At 69.6% G+C, this 12405-nt stretch carries 10 protein-coding genes; all 10 read right to left on the bottom strand.

What is annotated here, in order from left to right:
* Positions 1 to 8 precede the first annotated feature (8 nt).
* The 10 genes from puhC to bchF all read right to left on the bottom strand — a co-directional run bounded on the left by puhC (position 9) and on the right by bchF (position 12169).
* Complete coding sequence (gene puhC / locus BUB76_RS05535) at positions 9 to 494, bottom strand: photosynthetic complex assembly protein PuhC (protein WP_084140556.1); 486 nt, start codon at positions 492 to 494, stop codon at positions 9 to 11.
* 12 nt (positions 495 to 506) lie between these two features.
* The gene (gene puhB, locus BUB76_RS05530; protein WP_073127646.1) at positions 507 to 1142 is read right to left on the bottom strand and encodes a photosynthetic complex putative assembly protein PuhB; all 636 of its coding nucleotides are present in this window, start codon (positions 1140 to 1142) and stop codon (positions 507 to 509) included.
* Positions 1143 to 1210: 68 nt separating this feature from the next.
* Positions 1211 to 1966, bottom strand: a complete 756-nt coding sequence (puhA, locus tag BUB76_RS05525) for a photosynthetic reaction center subunit H (protein ID WP_073127644.1) — start codon at positions 1964 to 1966, stop codon at positions 1211 to 1213.
* Positions 1967 to 1978: 12 nt separating this feature from the next.
* Positions 1979 to 3406: an MFS transporter gene (locus tag BUB76_RS05520; RefSeq protein WP_073127642.1), complete on the bottom strand. Its 1428-nt coding sequence runs from the start codon at positions 3404 to 3406 to the stop codon at positions 1979 to 1981.
* Positions 3403 to 4218: a magnesium protoporphyrin IX methyltransferase gene (bchM, locus tag BUB76_RS05515; RefSeq protein WP_236737868.1), complete on the bottom strand. Its 816-nt coding sequence runs from the start codon at positions 4216 to 4218 to the stop codon at positions 3403 to 3405. Before bchM ends, BUB76_RS05520 begins: the two co-directional genes overlap by 4 nt.
* Positions 4218 to 5138 carry a ferredoxin:protochlorophyllide reductase (ATP-dependent) iron-sulfur ATP-binding protein gene (gene bchL / locus BUB76_RS05510; RefSeq protein WP_073127638.1) on the bottom strand — a complete coding sequence of 307 codons (921 nt, stop codon included), beginning with the start codon at positions 5136 to 5138 and terminating at the stop codon, positions 4218 to 4220. Before bchL ends, bchM begins: the two co-directional genes overlap by 1 nt.
* 103 nt (positions 5139 to 5241) lie before the next feature.
* Positions 5242 to 8799, bottom strand: a complete 3558-nt coding sequence (locus BUB76_RS05505) for a magnesium chelatase subunit H (protein WP_073127636.1) — start codon at positions 8797 to 8799, stop codon at positions 5242 to 5244.
* The gene (bchB, locus tag BUB76_RS05500) at positions 8789 to 10348 is read right to left on the bottom strand and encodes a ferredoxin:protochlorophyllide reductase (ATP-dependent) subunit B (protein ID WP_073127634.1); all 1560 of its coding nucleotides are present in this window, start codon (positions 10346 to 10348) and stop codon (positions 8789 to 8791) included. The genes BUB76_RS05505 and bchB overlap by 11 nt, the downstream gene beginning before the upstream one ends.
* 46 nt (positions 10349 to 10394) lie before the next feature.
* The gene (locus BUB76_RS05495) at positions 10395 to 11669 is read right to left on the bottom strand and encodes a ferredoxin:protochlorophyllide reductase (ATP-dependent) subunit N (RefSeq protein WP_073128076.1); all 1275 of its coding nucleotides are present in this window, start codon (positions 11667 to 11669) and stop codon (positions 10395 to 10397) included.
* A 5-nt stretch (positions 11670 to 11674) separates the two neighbouring features.
* On the bottom strand, positions 11675 to 12169 hold the full coding sequence (gene bchF / locus BUB76_RS05490) for a 2-vinyl bacteriochlorophyllide hydratase (protein ID WP_073127632.1): 495 nt from the start codon (positions 12167 to 12169) through the stop codon (positions 11675 to 11677).
* Positions 12170 to 12405: the final 236 nt, after the last annotated feature.

The raw sequence follows: 12405 nt of genomic DNA, 5'->3' as shown, positions 1-12405 counted from the left end.
TCCCTTTCTCAGTTGTCGAACAGCACCGCCCAGTGACGGGCATTGCCCGCCCCGAAGGAGGTGAGTTCGGCGCTCCAGCCCGTGGCCGGGTCTGAAAGCACGAGCCGCCCGTTGGCGAGACGGGACAGCGTGACGGGCGGATTGCCCTTGATTCCATGGACTAGACGCACCCGCGTTAGGGCATCGTTAACCACGGCGATGAAGGCTCCGTTCTCGGTATCGAGAAGGACGGTGCCGTCGGGCTGGACGGCGCTGACGGCCACGCCGTCGCCATCCAGCGAAAAGGTGCGGCTTTCCAGAACCGCGGCTGGCTCCGGCTGGGCCGAGGGGACGCGGTCAGTGACCGACGCGTAAGTGGCCAGCGCCAGCGCCCCCAGCGCCAGGCTGACCATCGCGATCAGCAGGCCGCGAGGGATCATCTCGCGGTCGCGGCGGGCCATCTCGCGGGCCTCGGCGTCGAAATACAGCCCGGTGTCAATACGGTTGCTCGGCATGGTCTGGTCCCCCTATTCGGCCGCGACGGCGGTGGGCGCGCGGCTGATCTGCGGCTCGGATGTGCGGATCTCGGCGGCTTCGGCAAAGATCGCGGCCACGGCGCGGGCGTCGGGAATGCAGCGCAGCGCGGGCTGCACCTTCTTCATGTGCCACGGCCGGACATGGGGCCACAGCACCAGATAGCTCAGCCGCGTCTCGCCCTCGGTGTCGAAGACGATGGTCCCGGTACCGCCCGGCGCGTCCGCGATCTGCGCCGTCGCGATGCGGCGGAACGGCAGGTTCAGCGTCAGCGTCAGCGCCGCGCCTACCCGCATCGCCACGCGGTGGGTGGTGATGGTGTAAAGGGTGGCGCGCGCCTGCACCCAGGCGATCCCCCAGATGATGGCGCAGGCCACGACACCCAGGCCCAGGAACGGGATGGCCAGCGGCGCGGCCCCCGCCCATCCCATCTCGACCGACGAGGCCGCGACGCGGGCAAAGGACAGCACCACGAAATACCCCGCGATCCAGGTCAGCCCCATGGACGACCGCGCCAGCGCGGTGGTCTCGGGGCGGCCGTGCCACAGGATGCGCTCGCCCTCGGGCAAGGCTTCGGGCAGGCCCGGCACTGGCTCGAACTTGAAGTCCGGATCGTCCTTGTAGGACATGGTGTCTCTCCCTCTATCAGTCCCCGGGATGTCGCGCGCGGTGGCTAATCCGCGCGCGCCGTCATCGCTCAGCTGTAAAGCTTGCCGCCCCCGAAGAAGCCCATGATCTTCTCTTCTTCCAGAAGGCTGATCTGGCCCGGCGTGGCGATCCCGGGGATCTGCGCCATGCGGTGGCTGTCCAGCGACGTGATGTCCAGCCAGCGCGGCTTGATCTTCACCATGGTCATGGGCGCCAGCTTCTTGCCGCCGCCGAACTCGGCTTCCAGCTCGAACTCGACATAGCGGACCAGCTGTTCGGCCTCGTCGATCCACATGTCGGTGACGGTGCCGACGACCTTGTCGTCGCGGCAGACCACCGGCAGGCCGCGCGGATCGCGTCCGGCACTGACGAAGAAGCCGTCGATGCCGTCCATCGGCTTGATCTTGGGGTGGCCGTGGCCGTCAAGCTCGGGCACGTCGCGGCGCGGCACCCACGAGGCCGGGCCGACCCCGTCGATCAGCGGGTCGCCCGTGGGCTTGTGCGGAAAGCCCTCGCCCACGGCCGTGCGGGCCATGGCCAGGTTCTCGCGCCGGTGGGCGGCCTCGTTCTCGGCCGAGGGAACCGTGTAGGACCCGCGCCCGTGGGGCAGCTCGATGGTCTTGGGCGACGGCACCGGGAACGGACCCTGGTTCGGCGCGATGTCGCCGTCCTCGGTCTCGAGCGGATAGCCCTCGCGCATGTTCTCGGTCTGCAGGTAGTAGACCAGCAGGGCGAAAAACAGCCAGAAGCCCCAGATGGCGGCACTGGCCAGATCGAAATTTCCGAAAAACGTGACACCGACCATGATGTCCTCCTCTCAGGTTGGAAAATCGGCAAGGCCAAGCTTGCCGTCCGATTGCGTTGCGGGAACGGGGTGAACGAAGGACAGCCGCACCAGCGGCCCCAGCACCACCAGCGTGACGAACAGAAGTGCGATCTCGATGTGGTAGACGGTGGTATAGCCCAGCGCCGAGGCGCCCATGGCATCGCCGAACGCGCCCGTGGCGGCCCAGCCGGACACCGCGTCGCGGATCCCGCCGCCCAGCCCGATGGCGACACCCGCCGCCGTGGCCTGCGCCGCGCCCCAGGCGCCCAGCGCCAGGCCCCGGCCGGCCACGCCGCGCGCGGGCAGCGTCATCGCCGCGGTCAGCGTGGCGATGGCGAACAGCCCGCCACCCAGCCCGATGCCGAAGGCGCCCAGCACGAACAGAACGGGCGAATCCATGGGCGCCGAGAACACGACGCTCGAGAACGCGCAGACGCCCAGCAGGATGCCCCGCGCCGCCATGCGGAACGGGTCCAGCCCGCGCGCCAGCCAGCGCGCGGCAAGGCCGAAGCCCAGCAAGGCGCCACCGGCCCAGACCGCCGACAGCCCGGTCGTCGCCCCGACGCTCAGGCCCAGGATCTCGCCGCCATAGGGCTCCAGCAGCACGTCCTGCATGGTGAAGGCCACGGTGCCGACGAAGACCACGGCCAGAAGCCGCCCGGCATCGCCGCCACTGGCGAAATCGGCCCAGGCATCGCGGAAGCTGGGGCGCGGCTCGGCACGCTCGGCGGCGCTCATGGCGCGCACCTTCTCCTGCTTCCACAGCGCGACCAGGTTCAGCACCAGCGTCGCGACCGCCGCGCCTTGCACCACCCGGATCAGCCGCAGGGCCGAGAACTCGGCCAGCAAACCGCCGAGGATCAGCGCGCTCGCGCCCATGCCCAGCAGGAACATCACGTAAAGCAGCGCCACGACCCGGGGCCGCGTGGCGTCGTCGGCCCGGTCGCTGGCCAGCGCCAGCCCGGCGGTCTGGGTCATGTGCAGCCCCAGTCCGGTCATCAGGAACGCCAGCGCCGCCAGCACCTCGCCCGCGAAGGGCACGTCGTGCACGGTGTCGCCGCCCAGCACCAGCAGGGCGAAGGGCATCAGTGCCAGCCCGCCCATCTGCCACAGGCTGCCGAACCACAGGTAGGGCACGCGCTTCCAGCCCAGCGCGCTGCGATGCGTGTCCGAACGGAAGCCCAGCAGCGCGCGGAACGGCGCGATCAGCACCGGGAGCGCGATCATCAGCGCGACCAGCGTGGCGGCCAGCCCCAGCTCGACGATCATCACGCGGTTCAGGGTGCCTAGCAGCATGACGCTCGCCATGCCGACGCTCACCTGGAACAGCGACAACCGCAGAAGCTGGCCCAGGGGCAGCCCCTCGCTCGCCGCGTCCGCGAATGGCAGGGCCTTCAGGCTGAGGTGCTTCAGGCTCATGCCGCGACCTCCAGGCAGTGCGAGATGTAGAACCCCGAGCTCACCCGCTCGACCGGGCGCAGGTCGCCCGACACGCGCGCGGCCAGCCGCCGCGCCGAATGGGGCACCATGGTGGGCGAGCGGTCGGATTTCGGAAACAGCCGCCCGGCCTGCCACATGGCCATCAGAAGGGGCGTGCGCGGCGCGACGGTGAAGACCAGCCGCGGGCTGCGCGCCGACAGCGCGTCCAGCGCCGCCACCAGGTCCCGCTCGCCGTAATAGATCAGCGAATCCATCGCCAGCACCGCGTCGAACCGGCCCAGATCGGCCGACAGCATGTCGCCCGCGCGGAACTCGACCTGTCCCGGCAGGTCTTCCGGCAGGCGCCGCGCGGCGATCTCGATCAGCCGGGGCGAGATGTCGATGGCCACCACGTCGGCGCCGCGCGCGGCCAGCGCCGCCGCCCCCGCACCGGTGCCGCAGCCGGCATCCAGAACGCGGGCGCCGCGCAGGTCCCGGGGCAGCTGACCCAGCATCACGGCGCGCATCCGGTCGCGCCCGGCCCGCACGGTGGCGCGGATGCGGCTGACTTGGGCATCGCTGGTCAGCTGCTCCCAGACCTTGGTGGCACTGCCGTCGAAATACCGCTCGACCCGGTCGCGCGTGGCGTCATACGCCGTCGGCCTTCCGCCCTGCGCGCCGTGCACCGGCGGTGTACCGTCCGTGGACCCGGCATGCACGCCGTCGGCCCCGCCGTGCACGCCCCCTGCACCCGCGCGGGACGCGGGCGGTACGGTGACGGTACGGTCGGTGGACGGGGCGTGCATGTTCATCAGTCGAACCCCAGCAACTCGAAGATCTCGCGGTCGGGCAACGGCGCGGGCGCCAGCGGATCGGTCCCGGCATAGAGCTTCTCGGCCAGCCGGATGTACTCGGCCCGCGCCGCGACGATGTCCTCCTCGTCGGGCATCTCGAACAGCGTCTTCTTCTTCAGGCGGCTCCGGCGGATCGCGTCGATATCCGGCATGTGCGCGATCCGGTTGAAGCCGACGGTATCGCAGTAGCGGTCCACCTCGTCCGTGTCGCGCGAGCGGTTGGCGATGCAGCCCGCCAGCCGGACGCCGTAGTTCTTGGCCTTGGCCTGCACCGCCGCGATGATCCGGTTCATCGCGTAGATGCTGTCGAAATCGTTGGCCGTCACGATCACCGCGCGGTCCGCGTGCTGCAACGGCGCGGCGAAGCCACCGCAGACCACGTCGCCCAGCACGTCGAAGATCACCACGTCGGTGTCCTCCAGCATGTGGTGCTGCTTCAGCAGCTTGACCGTCTGGCCCACCACGTAGCCGCCGCAGCCGGTGCCGGCGGGCGGGCCGCCCGCCTCGACGCATTGCACGCCGTTGAAGCCCGTCGTCACGAAATCCTCGGGCCGCAGTTCCTCGGCGTGGAAATCCACCTCCTTCAGGATGTCGATCACGGTGGGCTGCAGCTTGCCGGTCAGCGTGAAGGTGCTGTCATGCTTGGGGTCGCAACCGATCTGCAGCACCCGGTGGCCCAGCTTCGAGAACGCCGCCGACAGGTTCGAGCTGGTGGTCGACTTGCCGATCCCGCCCTTGCCGTAGACCGAGAAGACCTTCGCTCCCTCGATCTTCATGCTGGCGTCCTGGTGCACCTGCACCGAGCCTTCGCCGTCTTCGCCCAGCCGGGGCACACCGGCCGCCTTGCGCAGGGTGGTCACGTCGTCTCTGGGGCTCATCGCTCACCTTCCCGAAGAACGGTCCGTCCTTCATCTTTCCCTAAATACCTCCGGGGTCCGGGGCAGAGCCCCGGTCCGGCCTTTCCGAATGCGCGTCGCCCGGTCATTCCGCCGCGATCCCTTCCATCCGGTCCTCGAGCTCGTCCGCCGCCATCTGCAGCGCGTCGAGCGTCTCCGCGTCGGGCTGCCAGTAGTTGCGGTCCGACGCCTCCAGCAGCCGCCCCGCCATGCGCGACGACGCCACCGGGTTCAGCTCCGAAAGCCGCCGGCGCATGTCTTCGTCCAGCACGAATGTCTCGCTCAGCCGCTGGTAGACCCAAGGCTCGACCTCGCCGGTCGTCGCCGACCAGCCCAGCGTGTTGGTCACGTGCGCCTCGATCTGGCGTACGCCCTCGGCCCCGTGCTTCAGCAGCGGCTCGTAGAAGCGGGGATTCAGGCTGCGCGACCGTGTCTCCAGCGCGACCTGGTCCTGCAGGGTGCGCACCTTGGCCGCGCCGCGGGTCTGGTCGCCGATATAGACAGGCGCCGACTGCCCGCCCTTGGCGCGCTTCACCGCGCGCGAGATGCCGCCCAGCGTGTCGAAGTAGTGGTCGACGCTGGTGACCCCCAGCTCGACCGACTCGAGGTTCTGGTAGGCCAGGTCCACGTCGCCCAGCGCGCGCTGCAGCAGCGCCGATTGCGCGGCGGGCTTGCCCGACCGCCCGTAGGCAAAGCTCTTGCGCGCCTCGTAGGCATCGGCCAGCTCGTCCTCGTCATCGAAGCTGGACCCGTCCACCAGGTGATTGACGTTCGAGCCATAGGCCCCTTCCGCGTTCGAGAAGACGCGCAAGGCCGCCGTCTCGAGATCGCATCCCATGGTCTCGGCATAGGCCAGGGCGTGGGCGCGCACGAAGTTCTGGTCCAGCGGTTCCTCGGCCGTCGCGGCCTTCCACGCGGCCTCGGCCAGCATGCGGGTCTGCAGCGGCAGCAGGTCGCGGAAGATTCCCGACAGCGTCATCACCACGTCGATGCGCGGACGGCCCAGTTCGGCCAGCGGGATCAGGTCGGCCCCGCACAGCCGTCCGTAGCCGTCAAAGCGCGGCCTGGCCCCCATCAACGCCAGCGCCTGGGCGATGGGCGTGCCGTCGGACTTGATGTTGTCCGAGCCCCAAAGGACCAGCGCCACGGTCTTGGGCAGTGTCTTGTGGGTCTCCAGCAGCAGCTGCGCCTGCTTGGCGCCGTCGGCCATCGCGAAGGCCGTGGGCATCCGGAAGGGATCGAACGCGTGGATGTTGCGCCCCGTGGGCAGGATCTGGGGCGACCGAATCAGGTCGCCGCCCGGCACCGGCGCGATGTAATGCCCGCCCAGCGCCGCCATCAACGCGGGGATCTCGGTCTGCTGCCGCAGCTTGGCGTCCAGCGCCGCGCGGCCCTCCTCGGACTGGTCGGGCAGCAGGTCCAGAAGCCGCGCCCGCTGGTCGTCGCCCATGGGGCGGCCCACCACGTGCAGCCCGTCGGGGATCAGCGCGTCCTCGAACTCCAGCAGCTTCAGCCACAAATCGCCGGGTGCCACGCCGCCAAGATCCACCGCCGCCGCCTGGCTTTCGATCAACGCCTCGAGCTCGGCACCGCCGTCACCCGCGCGCCAGCGCTGAAGGCTGTCCTTCAACTCGGCCAGGCCCTTGTAAAGCCCCGCCTGACCCAGCGGCGGGGTCAGGTGCGTGACGCAGACCGCGCCCGAGCGGCGCTTGGCCAGTGTCGCCTCGGACGGGTTGTTGGCGGCGTAGAGGTAAACGTTGGGCAGGTTGCCCATCAGCCGGTCCGACCAGTCGGACGCGCCCATGCCCACCTGTCTGCCGGGCATGAACTCGAGCGCGCCATGCATGCCGAAATGCAGGACCACGTCGGCGCCGAAATCCTCGCGCAGGTACTGGTAGAACCCGTTGAACGCGTGGGTCGGGGCGAAGCCGCGCTCGAACAGCAGGCGCATGGGGTCGCCCTCGTAGCCGAAGGCGGGCTGCACCCCGACGAAGACATTGCCGAACCGGTGGCCCAGCACGAAGACGCCGCTGCCGTCGCTCTGCACCTTGCCCGGCGCGGGGCCCCAGGCCGACTCGATCTCGGCCAGCCAGGGCGTGCGGCGCACCAGCGTGTCGGCACTGACGCGGGCGGCCACGTTGGCCTCCTGCCCGTATTGCGCGGCATTGCCCTCCAGCACCAGCCGCCGCAGGTCGTCCACGCTTTCGGGTGGGTCCAGCTCGTATCCCTCGGCCTTCATGGCGTGCAGCGTGTTGAACAGGCTCTCGAACACCGACAGGTAGGCGGCGGTGCCGATGGCCCCGGCGTTGGGCGGGAAGCCGAAAAGGACGATCGCCGCCTTGCGCTCGGCCGCCTCCTGCCGCCGCAGGCGGGCGAGCCGCCCGGCTCGCTCGGTCAGGGCCGCGATCCGCTCGTGGCAGGGCGCCATGGCTTTCACCTCAGATCCGTTACGGCAGCGATGGGCGCAGCCCGCGCAGCCATCGGCGCCGTGGCGGCCCGCGAACACGGTGGGGCTGGTCGCCCCGTCGATCTCGGGCAAGGCGATCAGCATGGTCGTCTCGACCGGTCCCAGCCCGGTGCGGCTGTCGGACCACTGGCCCAGCGTCTGGAACTCCAGCGGATGGGCCGAGAGGTAGGGCACGTCGAAGCCGCCCAGCGTCGTGACGGCCGCGTCGCTGTCGTTGTAGGCGGGCCCGCCCACAAGCGAGAAACCGGTCAGCGACACGATGGCGTCCACCGAGACGTGACCGTCCGCGTCGCGGAAATACCGCTCCATCGCCGGGCGCGCGTCCAGCCCGCCCGAGAAGACCGGGACGCAGGCCAGGCCCGCCGCCTCGAAGCTGCGGATGACGGCGTCGTAATGCGCGGTGTCCGAGGCCAGCGCATAGCTGCGCAGGATGACCAGCCCGACCGTGGCGCGCGCGCCCTCCGGCCGGGGCAACTCGGCGGCCTCGGTGGTGATGCGGTGATCGGCCAGGTCGGGGTGGTAAAGCCCCACCTCGGGATACTCGATCGGGTCGGCCACCGCTGCGCCACGCCAGCCACGCTGGCTGGAATAGCGCGAGATCGCCAGCCGCAGCATCTGTTCGACATTGTCGTCCGAGCCGCCCAGCCAGTATTGCATCGTCAGGAAATAGCCGCGCAGGTCCTGCGCCTTGCCGGGCAGGTAGCGCAGGATCCGCGGGATCCGGCGCAGCATCTTCATGTGGCCTTCGCCCGAGGCGCGCTTGCCGGCCTTGGGCTTCAGCTTCTTCAGTATCGCCATGACGCCCGAGGCGGGCTTGGCCATGTCGAGGCTGCCCATGCGTGTCAGGTTCACGATCTGCTGGTCGGCGACGATGCCGATCATCGCGTCGCAATGATCGCGCCGCGCCTTCAGGTCCGGCAGGATCGCCGAGATATGCTCTTCCAGGAACAGCAGGGTGACGATGACGATGTCGGCGCGGCGCACCGCCTCGCGCGCGGCGTCCAGCGCGTGGGGCGTCTCGGCCCATTCGGCGGCCGCGTGGACACTGACGGACAGGCCCGGAAAGTCGCGCGCCATGCGCGGCAGAACCCGCGCGGCCGGGCCCGCGGCGTGGGCGTCCAGCGTCACGATGGCGATGCGGTAGCCCGCGTCGATATGGCCAAGGTCATCGCGCATAATGGGCCTTCGCCTCGTAAAGCGTGTCTACGCTGATCTCGCGCACGCCGCGCTCGGCCGCGAAGGTCTCGGTGTTGCGGCGCGCCTTGCCGCGCACGAAGAACGGGATCTTCTTCAGTTCACGCTCGGCCTCGGCGAGCCACGTCACCACGTCCGCGCCGGTCTCTTCCATCACTGGTCCCGAAATACTCCGGGGGTCCGGGGGCTGGCCCCCGGCGTCCTCGGCCCGCGCGACGGCCTTGCCGCCGTGATGCGACGGGCCGGCGGCATCGTGGAACTCGAAATCCTCGCGGAACATGTGCAGCAGGTGCTCTTCCAGCCCCATGACCAGCGGGTGCACCCAGGTGTCGAAGATCACGTTCGCGCCCTCGAACCCCATGACGGGCGAATAGCGGGCGGGGAAATCCTGCACGTGGACGGGGGCCGAGATCACGGCGCAGGGGATACCCAGGCGCTTGCCGATATGCCGTTCCATCTGCGTGCCGAGGATCATCTCGGGCGCGGCGTCCTCGATCGCGCGCTCGACCTCGAGATAGTCGTCGGTGATCAGCGCGCTCAGCCCGTATTCCTTGGCCGCCGCGCGCATGGGCCGCGCGAATTCGCGGTTGTAGCAGCCCATGCCGCAGACCTCGAACCCCATCTCGTCGCGGGCGATCCGGGCGGCCGCCATCACGTGGGTCGCGTCGCCGAACAGGAACACGCGCTTGCCGGTCAGGTAGGTGCTATCGACGCTGGCCGAGTACCAGGGCAGGCGCAGCCCCGCCTCGCTGGGGGCGAGCGCATCGGGCAGCATTGCGCGGATCTCGGCGATGAAATCGCGGGTGGCGCCGACGCCCATCGGCACCGTTTTCGTGAAGGGCTGGCCCAACGTCTTCTCGCACCAGCGCGCGGCCGTCTCGCCCGTTTCCGGGTAGAGCAGCACGTTGGCATGCGCCGCGCCCAGTCGCGCGATGTCCGCGGGGGTGGCGCCCATGGGGGCGCAGACATTCACCTCGATCCCCATGTCGGCCAGCAGGCCCGTGATCTCGGCCACGTCGTCGCGGTGGCGGAAGCCCAGCCCGGTGGGCCCGAGGATGTTGACCGTGGGACGGGCCGTGCGCTCCATCGGCTGGGCGAGCCGCTTGACGACCTGGTAGAACGTCTCGTCCGCGCCGAAGTTTTCCTTGCGCTGGTAGGACGGCAGTTCCAGCGGGATCACCGGGATCCCGCCCAAGTCCATGGTTTCTGCCATGCCGCCCGGATCGTCCTGGATCAGCTCGGCCGTGCAGGACGCGCCGACGATGATCGCCTCGGGCCGGAACCGCGCCACGGCATCCTCGCAGGCGGTGCGGAACAGGTCGGCCGTGTCCGAGCCGAGGTCGCGCGCCTGGAACGTGGTGTAGGTCACCGGCGGACGGCGGTCGCGCCGCTCGATCATGGTGAACAGAAGGTCGGCGTAGGTGTCGCCCTGGGGCGCGTGCAGGACATAGTGCAGACCGCGCATCCCGGTGGCGACGCGCATCGCCCCCACATGGGGCGGGCCTTCATACGTCCAGACGCTGAGCTTCATGGCGTGCGGCTCGCTGCGAGTATTTGGGGACCAGTGATGGAACGGTTCATTCCGCCGCCTCCAGCCGGAGCTTTTCCTTGCGGCGCAGCGGGCGGGCGAACAGGCCGGCGAGATCGCCCGCCTGTTCGTAGAAATGGACCGGCGTGAAGACGAGCTCGATGGCCCACTTGGTCGTCAGGCCCTCGGATTCGAGCGGGTTGGCGAGGCCCAGCCCGCAGACCGTCAGGTCGGGCCGCGCGGCGCGGGCGCGGTCCAGCTGCTTGTCCACGTCCTGGCCTTCGCTGATCGTCGGGCCCTCGGGCAGCAGGTCGAGGTCCGGGCCGACGATGGCGCGGTGAATGAAGGGTGCGCCGACCTCGACCGCGTCCATGCCGCATTCACGGGTCAGGAAGCGCGCCAGGGGGATTTCCAGCTGGCTGTCGGGGAAGAAGAAGACCGACTTGCCGTTCAGCGTCCCGGACGCCGCGGCGATGGCGCGCCGGGCCCGGGCGCGCGGCGCCTCGGTCACCCGCGCGAAGGTGTTGGCGTCGACGCCCATCTCGCGCGCCACGGCCCAGAGCCAGGCGGTCGTCCCCTCGTCGCCGAAGGGCAGCGGCGCCTCGATATGGCGCGCACCGCGACGCGTGAGCGCGGCAAGCGTCTCGCCCAGGAACGGCTGGACCAGGGCGACCACGGTGTCGGGCCCCACGGCGGGCAGGTCATCGGCGCGGCGGGCGGGCAGGCAGGCGACATCTTCGATACCCATGGCGCGCAGCAGGCCCAGCATCTGGTCCTCGACCACGTCGGGAAGGGCACCGGCGATCAGCAGGGACTTCGCGTTCGCCTCGGGCAGCGCGGGCACCATGGCGGCGAGGCAGGCATCCTCGCCCTCGGTGAAGGTCGTCTCGATCCCCGACCCCGAATAGTTCAGCACCCGGACATGGGGGGCGTGCACCGCGCTGAGCCTTTCGGCCGCGCGGCCGAGGTCGAGCTTGATGACCTCGGACGGGCACGAGCCCACGAGAAACAGCTGGCGGATATCGGGTCGGCGCGCCAAGAGCTGCGCCACCTGGTTGTCCAGTTCGTCCTGCGCGTCGGCGAGGCCGGCCAGGTCGGTCTCCTCGAGGATGGCGGTGGCGAATCGCGGCTCGGCGAAGATCATCACGCCGGCGGCCGATTGCAGCAGGTGCGCGCAGGTGCGCGAGCCCACGACCAGGAAGAAGGCGTCCTGCATCTTGCGGTGCAGCCAGATGATGCCGGTCAAGCCGCAGAAGACCTCGCGCTGGCCGCGCTCCTTCAGGACGGGCGCGGCGCCGCAGCCGGTGGCGGGGGGCTTGGGCATCTGGGTCACAGCGCGCCGTCCAGGCGCGCGCGGCGCAGCTTGAGCAGGAATTGCGCGGCGTTCACCACGTAGAGCGCGTAGGCCAGCAACGCCGTCATCATCAGCGTCTGCGGCGTGAACCAGCCACCGAACAGAGCCACGAGATACAGCGTGTGCACCGCGATCACGGCGAAGCTGAACATGTCTTCCCAGAAGAAGGCCGGCGCCAGCAGGTACTGGCCGAACACCGCTTTCTCCCAGATCGCGCCGGTCACCATGATCAGGTAGAGCACGCCGGTCTTCACCACGATCGACGCGGTGGCCAGAGCGTAGCCCTCGCCGGTGGCGAGATAGCGCAGCACCAGCGCCAGCGAGACTAGGAAGACCGCGAATTGCAGCGGCGCCAGCACGCCCTGGACCAACGTCCAGGGGCTTGCGTCACGGCGAGCGCGCTCGGCAGGCGTATAAAGCGGCGGGTGGGTCGAGCCCGCCCCGGCCGCGAGAATCTGGGCATCGGTCATGCCTTACCATGAGCATTCGACCCCAAAAGTGTCAACTCAAACTTACACTTTGAAAGCTGACGCCTGTCAGGCTGTGAAATCCCATGCAGCCTTGACCGTCCGACTTTCCAACACAATTTGCGAGACTGTCCGCGGCCCAAACTGTCAATTGGCTTTGACATTTTACAGCCGAGGGCAGACAGTGAAGGGGATCGTTCGCGCCCCTGGACCCGCAACGGACGGTCGCGAAAGGCTCG

The sequence above is a fragment of the Palleronia salina genome (assembly GCF_900141995.1).
In the GTDB taxonomy this organism is placed as follows: Bacteria; Pseudomonadota; Alphaproteobacteria; order Rhodobacterales; family Rhodobacteraceae; genus Palleronia; species Palleronia salina.
The sequence above is the reverse complement of the archived record's forward strand: the minus strand, read 5'-3'. Positions and strand labels throughout refer to the sequence as shown.